At 52.9% G+C, this 16,529-nt stretch carries 20 protein-coding genes and 1 other annotated feature; of the genes, 5 read left to right on the top strand and 15 right to left on the bottom strand.

The annotated features are described in order from the left end of the window. Nucleotides 1-7 precede the first annotated feature (7 nt). From AC1MDE_RS08910 to AC1MDE_RS08845, 14 genes are all read right to left on the bottom strand, one after another. Nucleotides 8-469, bottom strand: coding sequence for an NlpC/P60 family protein (locus tag AC1MDE_RS08910; RefSeq protein ID WP_097119267.1), 462 nt, complete (start codon nt 467-469; stop codon nt 8-10). A 68-nt stretch (nt 470-537) separates the two neighbouring features. Then, nucleotides 538-1,284, bottom strand: a complete 747-nt coding sequence (btuD, locus tag AC1MDE_RS08905) for a vitamin B12 ABC transporter ATP-binding protein BtuD (RefSeq protein WP_479400957.1) — start codon at nt 1,282-1,284, stop codon at nt 538-540. After that, a complete protein-coding gene (locus AC1MDE_RS08900) occupies nt 1,285-1,830 on the bottom strand; it encodes a glutathione peroxidase (protein WP_058959741.1) in 546 nt (181 codons plus the stop codon). A 39-nt stretch (nt 1,831-1,869) separates the two neighbouring features. Continuing rightward, nucleotides 1,870-2,853, bottom strand: a complete 984-nt coding sequence (gene btuC, locus AC1MDE_RS08895; protein WP_058959740.1) for a vitamin B12 ABC transporter permease BtuC — start codon at nt 2,851-2,853, stop codon at nt 1,870-1,872. Between the two features lie 90 nt (nt 2,854-2,943). Further along, nucleotides 2,944-3,306 carry a DUF2502 domain-containing protein gene (locus AC1MDE_RS08890; protein WP_182057725.1) on the bottom strand — a complete coding sequence of 121 codons (363 nt, stop codon included), beginning with the start codon at nt 3,304-3,306 and terminating at the stop codon, nt 2,944-2,946. Nucleotides 3,307-3,497: 191 nt separating this feature from the next. After that, the gene (ihfA, locus tag AC1MDE_RS08885) at nt 3,498-3,800 is read right to left on the bottom strand and encodes an integration host factor subunit alpha (RefSeq protein WP_007892687.1); all 303 of its coding nucleotides are present in this window, start codon (nt 3,798-3,800) and stop codon (nt 3,498-3,500) included. Between the two features lie 4 nt (nt 3,801-3,804). Further along, nucleotides 3,805-6,192, bottom strand: coding sequence for a phenylalanine--tRNA ligase subunit beta (gene pheT, locus AC1MDE_RS08880; RefSeq protein ID WP_480344487.1), 2,388 nt, complete (start codon nt 6,190-6,192; stop codon nt 3,805-3,807). Nucleotides 6,193-6,206: 14 nt separating this feature from the next. Continuing rightward, nucleotides 6,207-7,190 carry a phenylalanine--tRNA ligase subunit alpha gene (gene pheS / locus AC1MDE_RS08875; protein ID WP_034821723.1) on the bottom strand — a complete coding sequence of 328 codons (984 nt, stop codon included), beginning with the start codon at nt 7,188-7,190 and terminating at the stop codon, nt 6,207-6,209. Between the two features lie 71 nt (nt 7,191-7,261). Then, nucleotides 7,262-7,387 (bottom strand) — a sequence feature (Phe leader region). Next, on the bottom strand, nt 7,338-7,382 hold the full coding sequence (gene pheM, locus AC1MDE_RS08870) for a pheST operon leader peptide PheM (protein ID WP_121626058.1): 45 nt from the start codon (nt 7,380-7,382) through the stop codon (nt 7,338-7,340). It overlaps the preceding feature by 45 nt. A 115-nt stretch (nt 7,388-7,502) precedes the next feature. Beyond that, nucleotides 7,503-7,859, bottom strand: a complete 357-nt coding sequence (gene rplT / locus AC1MDE_RS08865) for a 50S ribosomal protein L20 (protein ID WP_007892678.1) — start codon at nt 7,857-7,859, stop codon at nt 7,503-7,505. 82 nt (nt 7,860-7,941) lie between these two features. Beyond that, a complete protein-coding gene (gene rpmI, locus AC1MDE_RS08860) occupies nt 7,942-8,139 on the bottom strand; it encodes a 50S ribosomal protein L35 (RefSeq protein ID WP_006118955.1) in 198 nt (65 codons plus the stop codon). 99 nt (nt 8,140-8,238) lie between these two features. Continuing rightward, a complete protein-coding gene (infC, locus tag AC1MDE_RS08855; protein WP_034821726.1) occupies nt 8,239-8,790 on the bottom strand; it encodes a translation initiation factor IF-3 in 552 nt (183 codons plus the stop codon). 4 nt (nt 8,791-8,794) lie between these two features. Next, nucleotides 8,795-10,723, bottom strand: coding sequence for a threonine--tRNA ligase (thrS, locus tag AC1MDE_RS08850; protein WP_038647340.1), 1,929 nt, complete (start codon nt 10,721-10,723; stop codon nt 8,795-8,797). 243 nt (nt 10,724-10,966) lie between these two features. Next, entirely contained in the window at nt 10,967-11,728 is a 762-nt protein-coding gene (locus AC1MDE_RS08845; RefSeq protein WP_034821732.1) for a DUF481 domain-containing protein, read from the bottom strand. Between the two features lie 329 nt (nt 11,729-12,057). Here AC1MDE_RS08845 and ghoS point away from each other — a divergent pair, with 329 nt between their 5' ends. Continuing rightward, entirely contained in the window at nt 12,058-12,351 is a 294-nt protein-coding gene (ghoS, locus tag AC1MDE_RS08840) for a type V toxin-antitoxin system endoribonuclease antitoxin GhoS (protein ID WP_479402698.1), read from the top strand. An 89-nt stretch (nt 12,352-12,440) separates the two neighbouring features. Then, nucleotides 12,441-13,334, top strand: coding sequence for a fructosamine kinase family protein (locus tag AC1MDE_RS08835; RefSeq protein WP_058959735.1), 894 nt, complete (start codon nt 12,441-12,443; stop codon nt 13,332-13,334). 4 nt (nt 13,335-13,338) lie between these two features. Here AC1MDE_RS08835 and AC1MDE_RS08830 read toward each other — a convergent pair whose 3' ends face one another. Continuing rightward, the gene (locus AC1MDE_RS08830) at nt 13,339-13,875 is read right to left on the bottom strand and encodes a YniB family protein (protein ID WP_058959734.1); all 537 of its coding nucleotides are present in this window, start codon (nt 13,873-13,875) and stop codon (nt 13,339-13,341) included. A gap of 143 nt (nt 13,876-14,018) precedes the next feature. Here AC1MDE_RS08830 and hxpB point away from each other — a divergent pair, with 143 nt between their 5' ends. The 3 genes from hxpB to kduD all read left to right on the top strand — a co-directional run bounded on the left by hxpB (nt 14,019) and on the right by kduD (nt 16,529). Further along, nucleotides 14,019-14,687: a hexitol phosphatase HxpB gene (hxpB, locus tag AC1MDE_RS08825; RefSeq protein WP_480344486.1), complete on the top strand. Its 669-nt coding sequence runs from the start codon at nt 14,019-14,021 to the stop codon at nt 14,685-14,687. Between the two features lie 231 nt (nt 14,688-14,918). After that, nucleotides 14,919-15,755: a 5-dehydro-4-deoxy-D-glucuronate isomerase gene (kduI, locus tag AC1MDE_RS08820; RefSeq protein ID WP_480344485.1), complete on the top strand. Its 837-nt coding sequence runs from the start codon at nt 14,919-14,921 to the stop codon at nt 15,753-15,755. Between the two features lie 12 nt (nt 15,756-15,767). After that, a complete protein-coding gene (gene kduD, locus AC1MDE_RS08815; RefSeq protein ID WP_480344484.1) occupies nt 15,768-16,529 on the top strand; it encodes a 2-dehydro-3-deoxy-D-gluconate 5-dehydrogenase KduD in 762 nt (253 codons plus the stop codon).

Raw genomic sequence — 16,529 nt, 5'->3', positions numbered from 1 at the left:
TAATCATTCAGATACGACGTGCCTGCCAAAATACCTTGCGCCAATAGACATTATCCAGTGAAGAGCGAATCACGCCCTGGCTGGTAGAAGCGTGGATGAAGGTGTTATCGGTATCATAAATACCCACATGCAGGCCATTCTCTCCGCTGCCCGTTTTAAAGAAGACCAGATCACCGGGCAGCAAATCGCGTTTATCAATGCGAGTGCCAATATCCGTCTGGTCAACGGTAGAACGCGGCAGTTGCATATCGAATTTATCGCGGAAGGTCAGATAAACAAAACCAGAGCAATCCACACCGCCTCGACTTAACCCGCCGTAGCGATAAGGCGTGCCACGCCAGCGACCTAACTGATCGTTGAGTTGAGCAATCACGGTGATGGAATCAGAAAGGCGGCCATTCGGCGGCGGCGCGTGATGGCTACTACACCCAACCAGCAGCAGCATCAGAAGAAATACCGTTATTCGCATCAGAATGTCCCTAAATCCGTCGCCCGGATGACACTTTAGCGGCAAATCTGCTTAACAGGCAATGTTATTCAGGGAATAAACAGCAGAGGGCCTTGCGGTGTATCTAATTGTTGAAACTCGGTTTGGTACAACGGAGAGAGATTGGCGGCGGTTAAGACGTCCCGCGCACTCCCCTGCATCACCACTTCCCCCTGATGCATCAATCCTACGCGGTCGGCATGGCGCAGACTGTGGTTAAGATCATGGCCGCTGGCAATCACCGCAATACCGGCGTGGCACAGCTGGAGCAGCAATTTATCCACGGCTCGCTGCTGCGCGACATCCAATGCCGTCATCGGCTCATCCAGAATTAAAAGCTTGCCGTGAGGATTGATCGCCGGATGGATTTGCATCACTACTGCCGCCAGCCGCACACGCTGCCATTCGCCACCAGAGAGCTGCGTCAGTTGACGGGTTAATTTGTCGTGTATGCTGAGTTGCGTCAGCACATCATTGAGTGTGACATCTACCTGCGGCGACGCCGAAGAGAAATGCAGACGCAGATAGTGCCAGACGGGCATGGTCCCTAACGCGGCCTGTTGTTGCGGTAACCAGGCACGCCATTGAGCCAGTGCAGCCCCGCTTAAGCGGCTCAACGACGTTCCTGCTAGCTGAATCACGCCTTGAGCCGGCAATAATCCCGACAGCGCACAGAGTAAAGTACTTTTTCCCGCGCCATTCGGGCCCACCAAATGTATCCATTCACCTGCATTGACGCTGAGATCAACCGGAGCCAGACGTCCCGCGACGCTGACTCCCTGACACTGCAACAGCATTTACTCTGCCAGCGCCTGCTCAACGCGTTTCAGGATGATCGGATCATCAGGCGTCATATCCGGAGAGAAACGCGCAATCACCTTACCCTGTTTGTTGATGAGGAATTTTTCGAAGTTCCACAAAATGTCGCCCTCGGCTTTTGGTGCACGTCCTTTACTCACCATACGCTCGAGGAAACCGCTGCCTTCAGGACGTTCGGCTTCTGGCTGTGCCGCCGTTAACTGCGCATACAGCGGATGACGATCTGCACCGTTCACATCGGTTTTATCGAACATCGGGAAAGTCACACCATAAGTGGTGCTGCAGAAGGTTTTGATCTCTTCGTTGCTGCCCGGCTCCTGCTCCAGAAACTGGTTGCAGGGGAAACCCAGCACGCTAAAGTTTTTGTCCTGCCAGGCTTTCTGCAGTGACTCAAGCTGCTCATACTGCGCCGTCAGCCCACATTTTGACGCCACGTTGACCACCAGCAGTACGTTGTCCTGATACTGTTCCAGCGTCGTTTTTTCGCCGTCCAGGGTAACCAGTTCTGTCTGATAAATGCTCATTGTCGATTCCTGTTGTTGAGACCAAGATGCCAGCCATTGCTAGCGCGAAGATTTCACTAATAGCACGATAAACAGCGGTGCGCCGAGGGTGGCGGTGACCACGCCAATCGGCAACTCTGCCGACGTCAGCACCAGTCGGGCGATAATATCTGCCCCGAGGAGCACCGCAGCCCCTGCCAGCGCCGAGGCGGGCAGCAGGTATCGGTGATCGCTAAAACCGCTTAAGCGTAACAGATGAGGGATGACCAATCCGACAAACCCGATGGCACCGGCCATCGCCACGCTGGCGCCAACCAGCCAGCCCATCGCCAACACTAACAGGTTACGCCATAACAATAACGGCAGGCCTAGCTGACGCGCCGAGGTTTCCCCCAGTGAAAGTAAATTCAGCGTCCGAGCGGTGGCTGTCAGCAGCAGAGTGACCGGCAACAGCGCTAGCATCATCCAGCCATAGCGCCAGTCAATACCGCCAAAGCCGCCCATCATCCAGTACATTAACTGCCGTAGATCGAGGCTGGTGCTAAAGTACACGGCCCATGTCATCACTGCGCTACAGATAATGCCGAGCGCGACCCCCGTGAGCAATAAGCGGCTGGCTGAAAGCTGACGATGGGCAAAGTGCAGCAGGATCAGCGTGATCAATAATGCGCCCGCCATCGCCGCCAGCGTCAGGCTCCATAATGAGCCATTGCCCAGCATGACACCCAACACTAACCCAATGCCCGCGCCATTGGATACGCCAAGCAGGCCGGGTTCTGCCAGCGGATTGTTGAACAGCGCCTGCATCACCACACCACACACCGCCAGCGCAGCGCCCACCAGCAGCACCGCCAGCGTCCGCGGTAAGCGCAACTGCCAGACGAAGAGTTCACCGTTAGAGGAAAACCATTGGGTTGGCGATATCCAGATGTCTCCGGCGCACAGGCTGAGAATAAACAGCAGCAGCAGAATGGCACCGAGCAGCATCAGCCAGCGCTGGCTACGACGGTCGGCCTGACGGGCAAGCTGGTCCAACAGAGTCATAGATAAGATTGGCAGAGAAAACAGAGATTTGATTGTAGTGGGATTGTGGCAAAAAGAAAGCGGCACCGAGTGGGTGCCGCTGAGCAACGCTTACTGATGAGGCGGGATCGGTTGACCGTGATTATCACGCTTGTCGTGGCTATCACGCGAGTCATGATGCTGGTCGCGCGGCTGCGGTTTGTTATCATGGTGCGGCGCATTGCCCGGGTGCTGTGGCTGCCAGCCGTTACCGTTCCAGTAACCGTGCGGGCCTTTGGTGCCGATGCGTTGATTGTGGTGCTGTTTCCACCAGGTTGGCGCACGCCAGTCGTAGCCATCCCAGTAGTAGCCACGTTTATCTTGATCACCGATATGAATAGAAACACCCGGTGTGTTGATGTTAACGGAAACATTGGCGCTAGCCAGCAGCGGCATGCCTAACAGGATGCCCAGTAAAAGTGCTGTCTTTTTCATCAGCAATACCCCTTGTTATGTGATGGCGCTGTTATAACAAATGGATTGCCGCAGTCACTATCAGCCAGTGCCGATTTTCATCCTATTTTCCGGATACTTACGAAATCCTGACATTATGGAAAGATTGCGCAGAACGGCCATTTTACAGCCAATAAAAAAGGCCGCTAAGCGGCCTTTTTGTCATACTGAAATTAGTCAGCGTCCTTCGGTGTCGCGTTCTCAACGCGACTTTTCAACTTCTGTCCCGGACGGAAGGTCACCACTCGGCGGGCAGTGATAGGAATATCTTCCCCCGTCTTCGGGTTACGGCCCGGACGTTGGTTTTTGTCACGCAGATCAAAATTACCAAATCCGGACAGTTTAACCTGTTCTCCGTTTTCCAACGCGCGGCGAACTTCTTCAAAGAAGAGCTCAACCAACTCTTTGGCATCGCGTTTGCTCAACCCGAGTTTTTCAAACAGGTACTCTGACATTTCAGCTTTTGTAAGCGCCATAGGTTCAATCCCTCAAGGTTGCCTGGAATCGCTCTTTTAATGCCGCAACGCATTTGGCAACGGTCGCGGCAATCTCCTCTTCTTCGAGTGTCCGGCTGGTATCCTGCAAAATCAGGCTAATCGCGAGGCTCTTTTCGCCCTCGTTCACGCCCTTACCACGGTACACGTCAAACAAGTTTACGCCAACTACCTGATTTACGCCAACTTTCTTACACTCCGCGATGATATCTGCTGCGGGCACGTTTTCAGCCACTACCACAGCGATATCACGACGGTTCGCCGGGAAGCGTGAAATCTCGCGCGCGTCAGGCAGGACGCGGTCTGCGACCTTATTCCAAAGCAGTTCAAACACTAAGGTGCGGCCGTTGAGATCCAGCTTACGTTCCAACTCCGGATGAACCACTCCGATAAATCCGATTCGTTCGCCGCGTAAATAAATTGCCGCGCTCTGTCCCGGATGCAGCGCCGGATTGGCTTCTGCACGGAAAGAAATCTCATCAAGTTTAGCGGTCAAATCCAGTAACGATTCTAAATCGCCTTTTAAATCATAGAAGTCAACTGTCTGACGCGCCAGATCCCAATGCTCTTCATAGCGATTACCGCTCAGAACGCCCGCCAGCATAAGATCCTGGCGGATACCGAGATCGGCCTGCGTATCAGGAACAAAGCGCAAACCGCTCTCAAACAGGCGCACACGGCCTTGCTGACGGTTCTGGTTATACACCACCGCACCAAGCAGACCGGTCCACAGTGACAAGCGCATTGCCGACATATCGCTGGAAATCGGGCTTGGCAGGATCAGCGCTTCTTCACCCGGATGCAGCAGCTGCTGCACTTTCGGATCAACGAAGCTGTAGGTAATCGCTTCCTGATAGCCTTTATCGACGAGCAGGTTACGCGCACGCTTCAGCGACAGATCCGCTTCGCGATGCTTCGTCATAATCAGGCTGGCTTTCACCGGCACGTCTGGAATGTTGTTGTAGCCGTATACGCGGGCCACTTCTTCAACCAGATCTTCTTCAATCGCCATATCGAAACGCCAGCTTGGTGCAACGGCTGTCCACTCGCCATTGCCCACGGTCACTTCGCAACCGAGACGCGTCAGGATATCGGTGACCTGCTCATCGCCGATCACGTGGCCAATCAGGCGGTCCAGCTTTTCGCGACGCAGAGTAATGGTGGCGCGCTCAGGCAGCTTGCTGGCGTCAGTTTGATCGATAACCGGACCCGCTTCGCCGCCACAAATGTCCAGCAGCAGCTGGGTGGCGCGTTCAATGGCTTTAAATTGCAGGGCCGGATCAACACCACGCTCGTAACGATGCGACGCGTCGGTATGCAGACCCTGACGACGAGCACGGCCAGTGATCGCCAGCGGTTCAAAGAAAGCACACTCGAACAGCACATTTTGGGTTTCTTCGTTCACACCAGAGTGCTCACCACCAAAAATGCCGCCCATCGCCAGCGCTTTCTGATGGTCAGCAATCACCAGCGTGTCGCTGCTGAGTTTCGCTTCGGTGCCATCCAGTAAGGTCAGGACTTCACCCTCTTCCGCCATGCGTACCACAATGCCGCCGTCAATGCGGTCGAGGTCAAAGGCGTGCATCGGCTGACCGAGTTCCAGCAGAACGTAGTTGGTGATGTCCACCACCGGGTCGATAGAACGGATGCCGCAGCGACGCAGTTTTTCACGCATCCACAGTGGCGTTGCCGCTTTCACATTGATGCCTTTTACTACGCGGCCCAGATAACGTGGGCAAGCGTCGGTGGCATCTACGCGAATCGGGAAGGTATCGGTAATGGTCGCTTTAACCGGCTCAATCGTTGGCTCGGTGAGCGGCAAACCGTTGACTACCGCCACATCGCGCGCAATACCGATAATACCGAGGCAATCGGCACGGTTTGGCGTTACGCTGATTTCGATGGTGTTGTCATCCAGCTGCAGGTAGCTGCGGATGTCAGTGCCGATAGGCGCATCAGCAGGCAGTTCAATAATGCCGCTGTGATCGTCGGAAATACCCAGCTCAGAGAACGAGCACAGCATGCCTTCTGAAGGCTCACCGCGCAGTTTCGCGGCTTTGATTTTGAAGTCGCCTGGCAGTACAGCGCCGACGGTCGCCACGGCGACTTTCAGGCCCTGGCGGCAGTTTGGCGCGCCACAGACGATATCCAGCAGGCGCTCGCCGCCCACGTTGATTTTGGTCACGCGCAGTTTGTCTGCGTTCGGATGCTGGCCGCACTCCACCACTTCACCCACGACCACGCCATGGAACGCACCGGCGACCGGATCCACGCCGTCCACTTCCAGGCCGGCCATGGTGATTTGCTCAGACAGCGCAGCGCTGTCCAGGGCTGGATTTACCCATTCGCGTAACCAGAGTTCACTGAATTTCATTGGATAACCTGCCCTTATTTAAATTGTTTGAGGAAACGTAAATCATTTTCGAAGAAGGCGCGCAGATCGTTCACGCCGTAACGCAGCATGGTCAGACGCTCCATTCCCATGCCGAAAGCGAAGCCAGAGTAGACTTCCGGGTCGATGCCCACATTGCGCAACACATTTGGATGCACCATGCCGCAGCCCAGCACTTCCAGCCACTTGCCGTTTTTACCCATCACATCCACTTCCGCGGAGGGTTCGGTGAACGGGAAGTAAGAAGGACGGAAACGAATCTGCAGGTCTTCTTCAAAGAAGTTGTTCAGGAAATCATGCAGCGTGCCTTTCAGGTTGGTGAAGCTGATGTCTTTATCGACAATCAGACCTTCCATCTGATGGAACATTGGGGTGTGGGTTTGATCGTAGTCGTTACGATACACACGACCTGGTGCGATGATGCGGATCGGCGGCTGCTGATTTTTCATGGTGCGGATCTGCACGCCAGACGTCTGGGTACGCAGCAGACGAGTCGCATCAAACCAGAAAGTGTCGTGGTCAGCACGTGCCGGATGGTGGCCAGGAATGTTGAGTGCGTCGAAGTTATGATAGTCATCTTCGATTTCCGGACCAGTGACCACCGCAAAGCCCAACTCGCCGAAGAAGTTTTCGATGCGGTCGATGGTACGAGTCACCGGGTGCAAACCACCGTTCTCAACGCGACGACCAGGCAGCGAGACATCAATGGTCTCTGCGGCGAGGCGCGCATTCAGCTCAGCGCTTTCCAGGGTGTCTTTACGTGCGTTAAGACGATCCTGCACCTGCTGCTTCGCTTCGTTAATCACCGCGCCTGCTGCCGGACGGTCTTCCGCTGGCAGTTCACGCAGGGTGGTCATTTGCAGCGTCAGATGCCCTTTCTTACCCAGGAATTCGACGCGCACGGCGTCCAGGGCGGCGATATCCGACGCCTCGTCGATAGCGGCCGTGGCACGGGCCACCAGGTCTGCGAGTTGGGACATGATTTCCTCTTCTTCCAGCCGGGCTGGTCAGTTCTTGTAAGGACCGTGAGATCCGATTAAGTGTCGCCAGAAACAAAAAAGCCTCCACGAGGGAGGCTTTCAGCGCGATTTTTCGTTTCTTTTCTTATGCGCAAAAGCCCCCGATTGTCAGGCGCTAAAGTAAAAAAAGAAACGGAAAATAGCAGCGTGCATGCTTGCGTTACCTTGTCTTGATAGAAACCGCACTATTGAAAAGCCCAGCGGTTAAAATGTCAATCTTTTGCGTGAGTTGCAGGCAATAAAAAAGGGAGCAAGCTCCCTTTTTCATCTGACTTACGCCAGAGCTGATTTTGCTTTTTCGACCAGTGCCGTGAAGGTCACTTTGTCGAATACAGCGATGTCAGCCAGAATCTTACGGTCGATTTCAATAGAGGCTTTTTTCAGGCCATTGATGAAACGGCTGTAAGAGATACCGTTCTGACGGGCCGCAGCGTTGATACGCGCGATCCACAGCTGACGGAACTGACGCTTACGTTGACGACGGTCACGGTAAGCATACTGACCAGCTTTGATAACAGCCTGGAAAGCAACGCGGTAAACACGTGAACGTGCACCGTAGTAGCCTTTAGCTTGTTTTAAGATTTTCTTGTGACGTGCGCGAGCAATTACACCACGTTTTACGCGAGCCATGTGAGCTCTCCTATATCATATTCTGTGATGCCCTATCCCCTGCAGTACGCAAAGTGTTCAGGCAGATTTATAAAAAGTTTACTTATGCGTACGGCAGGCAGGCAACAACCAGACCCAGATCGCCTTTAGACACCATGCCTTTCGGACGCAGGTGACGTTTACGCTTGGTAGACTTCTTAGTCAGAATATGACGCAGGTTCGCGTGCTTACGCTTGAAGCCGCCAGAAGCGGTCTTCTTGAAGCGCTTAGCCGCGCCACGGACAGTTTTAATCTTTGGCATTTTTACAAATATCCACTTCGCATTGTTAATAAAATGAATCAGACAGGCGAATAAGATTCCGCACAGCGCGAACGCTGCGCGGAATTATTACTTGAAGGCCTACTGTTTCTTCTTCGGTGCGAGCACCATGATCATCTGGCGGCCTTCGATCTTAGTCGGGAAGGACTCGACAATGGCCAGATCCAGATCTTCACACAGGTCTTTACGGACGCGGTTAAGCACTTCCATACCGATCTGCTGGTGCGCCATTTCACGACCACGGAAACGCAGCGTGATTTTGGCTTTATCGCCCTCTTCCAGAAAGCGAATCAGGTTGCGTAGTTTGACCTGATAGTCGCCATCATCGGTACCAGGACGGAATTTAATTTCCTTGACCTGGATAACTTTCTGCTTCTTCTTCTGTTCCTTAGAAGATTTACTCTTTTCATAAAGGAACTTGCCGTAATCCATAATACGGCAAACCGGCGGTTCGGCGTTCGGGCTGATTTCAACTAAATCTACGCCAGCTTCTTCGGCTTTCTCAATTGCTTCGCGCAATGTCACAATGCCAAGTTGCTCGCCGTCTACGCCAGTTAAGCGCACTTCGGTAGCACGGATTTCGCCGTTGATACGGTTCGGACGCGTCGGTTGTACTCGTTTTCCGCCTTTAATAACCTTATTCCTCTAATTGGTGAAGATGTCGGCTGCGAATCTCTTGTTGCAGCTTCTCAACAAACACATCTACGTCCATGCTCCCGAGGTCTTTACCACGGCGGGTGCGCACGGCAACTTTGCCTGCTTCCACCTCTTTCTCACCGCAAACCAGCATATAAGGAACGCGACGTAATGTGTGCTCGCGGATTTTAAAGCCTATCTTCTCGTTTCTCAAGTCTGCTTTGACACGAATGCCAGCTTTCTGCAATTTCTTTGTCAATTCACTGACATATTCTGCCTGACTGTCGGTAATATTCATCACCACAGCCTGCACGGGGGCCAGCCAGCTCGGGAAGAAGCCCGCGAACTCTTCGGTCAGGATGCCGATAAAGCGCTCCATTGAACCGAGAATCGCACGGTGAATCATTACCGGCGTCTGACGATCGTTGTTTTCGCCCACATAAGTGGCGTCCAAACGTTTTGGCAGGGAGAAGTCTAGCTGAACGGTGCCGCACTGCCATGCGCGGTCGAGGCAATCGTACAGGGTAAACTCAATTTTCGGGCCGTAGAAGGCACCCTCTCCTGGCTGATATTCGAACGGAATTTCGTTCTCCTTCAACGCTTCTGCTAAATCCACTTCCGCACGGTCCCACATTTCATCGGTACCGATACGTTTCTCCGGACGGGTCGACAGTTTCACCACGATTTTTTCAAAACCGAAGGTGCTGTACATGTCGTACACCATACGAATACAGCTGTTCACTTCATCACGCACCTGATCTTCGGTACAGAAGACGTGCGCATCATCCTGGGTAAAACCACGGACGCGCATCAGGCCGTGCAATGCGCCTGATGGCTCATTACGGTGGCAGCTACCAAATTCCGCCATTCGCAGCGGCAGGTCACGGTAGGATTTCAGACCCTGATTAAAGATCTGAACGTGACCAGGGCAGTTCATTGGCTTGATGCAATATTCACGGTTCTCTGAAGAGGTGGTGAACATCGCTTCTTTGTAGTTTTCCCAGTGGCCGGTTTTTTCCCACAGCACACGGTCCATCATAAACGGACCTTTCACTTCCTGGTAATCGTACTCTTTCAGCTTGGTACGGACGAACACTTCCAGTTCACGGAAGATGGTCCAGCCGTCGTTGTGCCAGAAAACCATACCTGGCGCTTCTTCCTGCATATGGTACAGGTCGAGCTGCTTACCGATTTTACGGTGATCGCGCTTCGCCGCTTCTTCCAAACGCTGCAGATAGGCAGCCAGCTGCTTCTTGTCGCCCCACGCTGTACCGTAAATACGCTGCAGCATTTTGTTGTCGCTGTTGCCGCGCCAGTAAGCACCGGAGATTTTCTGCAGTTTGAAGTGATGGCAGAAACGCATGTTCGGCACGTGCGGACCGCGGCACATGTCGATGTATTCTTCATGATGATACAAACCAGGTTGATCATCGTGGCTGATGTTTTCGTCAAGAATGGTGGTTTTGTAGCTTTCGCCACGCTCAGCAAACACATCACGTGCTTCCTGCCAGCTCACCTTCTTCTTCACCACATCGTAATTAGTCTCAGCCAGCTGGTGCATACGCTTTTCCAGCAGCTCAAGATCTTCCTGCGTCAGGGTATGATCCAAATCGACGTCATAATAGAAGCCGTTATCGATCACCGGACCAATCGCCATTTTGGTATTCGGCCACAGTTGTTTAATCGCATGCCCTAACAGGTGCGCACAAGAGTGACGAATAATTTCCAGACCAGCTTCATCTTTGGCGGTGATAATTGCCACCTGAGCATCTTCGGTGATCGGATCAACCGCGTCCACCAGCTCGCCATTAACACGACCGGCAATACAGGCTTTCGCCAGACCCGGTCCAATATCCAGAGCGATGTCCATCACGCTGACCGGACGGTCAAATACGCGCTGGCTGCCATCAGGAAGAGTAATTACTGGCATTTCATATCCTTAATTGCAGTGGTAAGCCACACGAAAGCCTACATGCAACATTGAGTTCTGTTTGAGTAACCCGGCGTAATGTCAGACCCACGTTGTCGGAATGACGCCAGGAATGTAAAGCGCCGGAGATAATAGCAGCTTTCTGCCGCGATCTAAACCCGCGAAAAATGCGCTAAGCCATCGACAGATAAAAAAAAACCGCTGCGCGGCGCTGACCGGCAACGGTTTTTCATCACGGCTCGCTTACATCGCGTAAGAAAGCTGGATGGTGGTTTTGGTGTCGGTACGATCCGGCGCAGACTCTGGCGGATTATTATTCCAGGTCACGTTGTAAGCCAGCTTCAACGCGAAGTGTTCGTTGATGGCCACCTGCAAGCCGGTTTCGGAGTTCAGCGTTGTATCTTCACCGAAGCTGCTCAACACGGAAACACCCTGGATGAATTTGGTCGTGTCAGTCAGTTGCCACTGGTAGCTCACAGCACCGTATCCCAGCGCCTTGGTTTCGTGGCCACCTTCATGGAAATCATCGTAACGGACACCGGGACCGAATTCAGCTCGCAGCGAGTGCACAGGACCGTTCAGCAACTGGCGACCATAACCGGCAGTCAGTACATCGCGCGAATCATAACCGTTGAAACGGTCGCTCAACCAGCTTGCCTGACCGAACAGATAGTCCGCGCTGTTCATATTGTAACGGGTACGACCACCGATGTTGTAAGTCTCTGAGGAACGCTCATCGTTGGATGAGTTGTTCGCGGCGTTGCCCCACAAGCTGTAAGCGGTGTTGGTCTGATACCACGTCATATTGGTTGAGGCGCTCAATGATGAACTGGTGGTATTCCCTGTCTGTGCCAAATAACCGGCTGACGCGCTGCCTTCAAACGGTTTTTTTGCCGTTGAAGGGTCATCCATAGAGGTAAAAACGGTGTTATCTGCAAATGCCTGGTGACAAAATGCTCCAGCAGAGAGCAATAAAACAGCGGACAGCTTATTAAAGGCTTTCATTAAATGTGACCCGTACGGCAGTTTAAAAAAGAGTGAGTCTGAAGAGTTTTCCCGGCCAATCAATGCAATTTACGGTAAGTTTTGTAAAAAAGTATGAAGGTGCCAGAAATGCCAGGTTCCGCGCTGGAACCGCATGGTTAATAGGAGTTTTCCCATTACCGCTGCGCATTATAAGAGGCATTTAGCGAAATAGCAGCCCAATTGATACAAGAATTTTCTGAAGCCTGTTGACGCAGATTTACGCTCCCTTTTCCCACCTGAATTGCGCAGAATTCGCTCTATCCGCAGCGCTGGTCTACGCTGAAATCTGTTCCATTACAATGAGGTGAATGATGAGTGATCACGATCTAAAACGTTACATTGTCACGCTAAGCTACCCTGATGAGAGCCTGGGCGATCTGCAATCCCTTAATAGCGTAATGGTCAGCGGCGGTTACACCACGACCTTGCATGATGATGAAGGTCATTCGCATGAGTTGGGAACCAACAGTTTTGGCATCATCAGTGCATTGGAACAACATGAGATCGCAGAACACGCCGCCGGGCTGGCGGATGTTGCCCTGCATCGTAAAGCGGAGGTGAAGATCACCACGCTGTCCGAATTACTAAAGGCAAAACCCTGACGCGCCACAAATAATCGCCGCACCACTGGTTTTGCTGAAGTTTTGAGCGCTACAATCAAACCTACGCAGCGAATAAAGAGGATTACCCCATGTGGTCAGCCATTAGTCGTCTGTTAAGCGAACACGCCGGTGAAGCTGAAATCACTGAACGTTATGAACTTCCCGGTGGCGATGTGCATCCCGCCTGGCGCCTCCGTTATGGCGATCTCGACGTCTTCGTCAAATGTAATACGCGCGATATGCTGACCTTGTTCAGTTGGGAAGCTGACCAACTGGGCTTGCTGGCGCGTACGCAGACAGTTCGCGTGCCGAAAGTGTATGGCGTCGGGAATGACCGCGACAGCAGCTTCTTACTGTTGGAGTATATTCAGCCAGAGGCGCTGAACGAACAGAGCGCCTTCCAGCTTGGCCAGCAGTTGGCTCACCTCCATCAATGGAGTGAGCAACCGCAGTTTGGCCTCGATTACGATAACAACATCACCACCTCCCCTCAGCCCAACAGTTGGTTACGCCGCTGGTCGGTATTCTTCGCTGAGCAGCGTATTGGCTGGCAGCTGCAACTGGCCGCTGAGAAAGGGGTGCAATATGGCAATACCGAATTGATCGTCGATTGCGTGCAACGCGCGCTGGCCAATCATCATCCTCAGCCTTCTTTACTACACGGCGATTTATGGCCTGCCAACTGTGCGGACAGCAGCAGTGGACCTTGGTTGTTTGATCCCGCTTGCTATTGGGGCGATCGGGAGTGCGATCTCGCGATGTTGAATTATTACGTCGAATTACCGCGCCAGATTTACGAGGGATATCACTCAGTATGGCCGCTGGCAGAAGGGTTCTCGCAACGACAGCCGGTGTACCAGCTCTATTATTTGCTTAATCGCGCCAACGTGTTTGCAGGTAACTGGACAAGCGCCGCACAATTCGCGATTGACCAGCTTTTGAATGAAGATACGTTAGGACAACGTCAGGCCAGACCGGCCTGACGCCTTACAGCATGCCCAGCAATTTCAGGACAAAATAACCGGCGATGGCGATGATAATCGGCAGGATATAGAGCGGGAAAACTTGCAACAAAATGGTATGACGCGGGATATGGATTTTCTCTTCCAGTTGCGCACGCGTGCGCCCTTCTGCACCTTTGGCTTGTTCAAGAATCAATTGATCCTCAATGCCTTCCTTAATGTGACGTGACTGACGCCACATGCGTGCGCCTGACGCCTGTAAAGCAATGCCGACGAAAATCAGGATGTAGATAATCCAGAAGCCAATATTGGCACCGCCATGAAACTCGGGCACGGGTGAATTTTGCCAAAACAGGTTCAAAAACGGCGTATTGAACTTGATCATGTCGACCATAACATGGACGAAATCGAGCATCACCGCATCAATTCCCGGCTGCTTTTCACTGTGTTTAAACATGAAGCCAAGAATGGAAATGATGGTGGATAGCAACGCCGGAATAAAAATTACCCAGCCAGCCACTCGCTTAAGGATGGCGATGCGGCCAGCCTGTTGGTAAGTCATGGTGTCTCCCTTCACATACAGTAGTTTTGCCCTAAGTCTACCTGCACTGCGGCTTTTTTTCCTGAAAAATGCGTAACCTGCCGTGAGTCGGATTTACCGGCTGCACATGGTAAGGTAGGGCAAATTTCAAACGGAGCTGTTGTATGTCTTATCGTCGCCCGGTGTTGGCCGCTGTTTTTGATATGGACGGATTGCTGATCGATTCTGAACCCCTGTGGGATCAGGCGGAACTGGACGTGTTTGCCAGTTTGGGAGTGGATATTACCCGCCGCCATGAACTGCCCGATACGCTGGGTTTGCGCATCGATCAAACCGTCCGTATGTGGTTTGAAGCTTTGCCGTGGAACGGCCCGGATCAGGCGGAAGTGACGCAACGTATCATTGCCCGCGCGCTGGCATTGGTTGAGGAGACGCGTCCATTACTGCCCGGCGTTGAACAGGCATTGCAACTTTGCCAGCAGCAGGGATTAAAAATCGCTCTCGCTTCTGCGTCACCGCTGTTTATGCTGGAGCGCGTGCTGGAGATGTTCGGCCTGCGCAAATACTTCGACGCCATTGCTTCAGCCGAAAGCCTGCCGTACAGCAAACCTCATCCACAGGTCTATCTGGATGCGGCGGCGAAGTTGGCGGTGGATCCGCTCAACTGTGTGACGCTGGAAGATTCGTTCAATGGCATGATCGCCACCAAAGCCGCGCGCATGCGTTCGATTGTGGTGCCAGCAGCCGAGTACGCGGATGATGCGCGTTGGGCGCTGGCCAATGTGAAGCTGGCGAGTTTGGCCGAGTTGAAAGCTGAGCATCTGTTCAATTAATTCTGATACACCTGTGCCGGGCCAGGACTCAGCCCCTCCCTTCTCGTTGCCCATCTGTGGGCAACGCTTTCCATTGTTCCTGACACCCACTACGGCAATAACTGCGCGTATTTGATCACCCACACAATTAAATAAAACAACGTTTCATTTTTATTGAATTCACATCCCATCCTGCCTAAGATGCCCAAAGACCCACTTCGGGACACTTCCTTTAACTTTGAGAGGTCTGAGATGGACGTTCGTCAAAGCATTCATTCTGAGCATGCAAAAAATCTGGACACCGCCGGATTACGTCGCGAATTTTTGATCGAGAAAATTTTTGAGGCAGACCATTACACCCTCACTTACAGCCACATTGATCGCATCATCATTGGTGGTGTCATGCCAATCCAGCAGTCGGTGACGATCGGTGAAGAAGTCGGCAAACAACTGGGCGTGAGCTATTTTCTCGAACGCCGCGAACTGGGCGTGATCAACATTGGCGGACCGGGCTTGATTGACGTCGATGGCAAAACCTGGGAGGTGGGCCATCAGGAGGCGCTGTATGTTGGCCAGGGTGCCAAAAGCGTGGTTTTCCGCAGCAGCAACGCCAACCTTCCAGCGAAGTTTTACTACAACAGCGCACCCGCACATACCCGTTATCCGGATAAAAAGATCACCCTGCAGGATGCAGTCAAAGCCACGTTAGGGGATGCCGCGACCTCAAACCGTCGCACTATTAATAAATTTATCGTGCCGGATGTGTTACCCACCTGCCAGCTCACCATGGGACTCACGCGTCTTGATGACGGCAATCTGTGGAACACCATGCCGTGTCACACCCATGAACGTCGTATGGAAGTGTACTTTTACTTTGATATGGCAGATGACAGCGCCGTTTTCCACATGATGGGCCAGCCGCAGGAAACGCGCCATTTGCTGGTGCACAACGAGCAGGCGGTGATCTCACCAAGCTGGTCAATCCATGCCGGAGTCGGCACACAGCGCTATACCTTTATCTGGGGCATGGTGGGAGACAACCAGGTATTCGATGACATGGACCACGTCAGCATCAGCGCGCTGCGCTAACAGGAGCGAAAGATGATCCTTAACGCATTTAATCTTGAAGGCAAAATTGCGCTGGTCACCGGCTGTAATACCGGTTTAGGTCAGGGGATGGCCTTAGGGTTGGCGCAAGCCGGCTGTGACATCATTGGCGTTAATCGTGCCGGTCCTGCCGATACACAGTCTAAAGTTGAAGCCATGGGGCGCCGCTTTTGGTCGATTCAGGCCGATTTGACTCAGCCGAAAGGGGTGCCGCAGATTGTTGAGCAAGCCGTGGCTCAGGCAGGACGTATCGATATTCTGGTGAATAACGCGGGCATCATCCGCCGTGAGGATGCACTTAACTTCAGCGAGCAGGACTGGGACGATGTCATGAACATCAACAGCAAAAGCCTGTTCTTCCTGTCTCAGCAGGTGGCGCGTCAGTTTATCGCTCAGGGCAACGGCGGCAAAATTATTAATATCGCCTCAATGCTCTCCTTTCAGGGCGGCATTCGCGTGCCCTCTTACACTGCGTCGAAAAGTGCGGTGATGGGCTTAACGCGTCTGATGGCCAATGAGTGGGCGAAACACGGCATTAACGTTAATGCCATCGCCCCCGGCTATATGGCAACTAACAATACCGAACAACTGCGCAATGACGAATCACGCAACGAAGAGATCCTTGGACGCATCCCTGCCGGACGCTGGGGTGTTCCGGAAGACATGATGGGTCCGATCGTGTTTCTGGCTTCTGACGCTGCAGATTATGTGCACGGCTACACACTGGCCGTCGATGGTGGATGGTTAGCACGCTAA

Source organism: Pantoea folii, from assembly GCF_056678875.1.
The sequence above is the reverse complement of the archived record's forward strand: the minus strand, read 5'-3'. Positions and strand labels throughout refer to the sequence as shown.

Excerpts from the sequence above, each read along its gene's own strand:
- kduD (WP_480344484.1), top strand. The coding sequence starts at position 15,768 with ATGATCCTTAACGCATTTAATCTTGAAGGCAAAATTGCGCTGGTCACC.
- AC1MDE_RS08835 (WP_058959735.1), top strand. The coding sequence starts at position 12,441 with ATGTGGTCAGCCATTAGTCGTCTGTTAAGCGAACACGCCGGTGAAGCT.
- AC1MDE_RS08845 (WP_034821732.1), bottom strand. The coding sequence starts at position 11,728 with ATGAAAGCCTTTAATAAGCTGTCCGCTGTTTTATTGCTCTCTGCTGGA.
- btuD (WP_479400957.1), bottom strand. The coding sequence starts at position 1,284 with ATGCTGTTGCAGTGTCAGGGAGTCAGCGTCGCGGGACGTCTGGCTCCG.
- ghoS (WP_479402698.1), top strand. The coding sequence starts at position 12,058 with ATGATGAGTGATCACGATCTAAAACGTTACATTGTCACGCTAAGCTAC.
- thrS (WP_038647340.1), bottom strand. The coding sequence starts at position 10,723 with ATGCCAGTAATTACTCTTCCTGATGGCAGCCAGCGCGTATTTGACCGT.
- btuC (WP_058959740.1), bottom strand. The coding sequence starts at position 2,853 with ATGACTCTGTTGGACCAGCTTGCCCGTCAGGCCGACCGTCGTAGCCAG.
- AC1MDE_RS08900 (WP_058959741.1), bottom strand. The coding sequence starts at position 1,830 with ATGAGCATTTATCAGACAGAACTGGTTACCCTGGACGGCGAAAAAACG.
- pheS (WP_034821723.1), bottom strand. The coding sequence starts at position 7,190 with ATGTCCCAACTCGCAGACCTGGTGGCCCGTGCCACGGCCGCTATCGAC.
- rpmI (WP_006118955.1), bottom strand. The coding sequence starts at position 8,139 with ATGCCAAAGATTAAAACTGTCCGTGGCGCGGCTAAGCGCTTCAAGAAG.
- AC1MDE_RS08890 (WP_182057725.1), bottom strand. The coding sequence starts at position 3,306 with ATGAAAAAGACAGCACTTTTACTGGGCATCCTGTTAGGCATGCCGCTG.
- rplT (WP_007892678.1), bottom strand. The coding sequence starts at position 7,859 with ATGGCTCGCGTAAAACGTGGTGTAATTGCTCGCGCACGTCACAAGAAA.
- hxpB (WP_480344486.1), top strand. The coding sequence starts at position 14,019 with ATGTCTTATCGTCGCCCGGTGTTGGCCGCTGTTTTTGATATGGACGGA.
- ihfA (WP_007892687.1), bottom strand. The coding sequence starts at position 3,800 with ATGGCGCTTACAAAAGCTGAAATGTCAGAGTACCTGTTTGAAAAACTC.
- pheT (WP_480344487.1), bottom strand. The coding sequence starts at position 6,192 with ATGAAATTCAGTGAACTCTGGTTACGCGAATGGGTAAATCCAGCCCTG.
- AC1MDE_RS08830 (WP_058959734.1), bottom strand. The coding sequence starts at position 13,875 with ATGACTTACCAACAGGCTGGCCGCATCGCCATCCTTAAGCGAGTGGCT.
- kduI (WP_480344485.1), top strand. The coding sequence starts at position 14,919 with ATGGACGTTCGTCAAAGCATTCATTCTGAGCATGCAAAAAATCTGGAC.
- AC1MDE_RS08910 (WP_097119267.1), bottom strand. The coding sequence starts at position 469 with ATGCGAATAACGGTATTTCTTCTGATGCTGCTGCTGGTTGGGTGTAGT.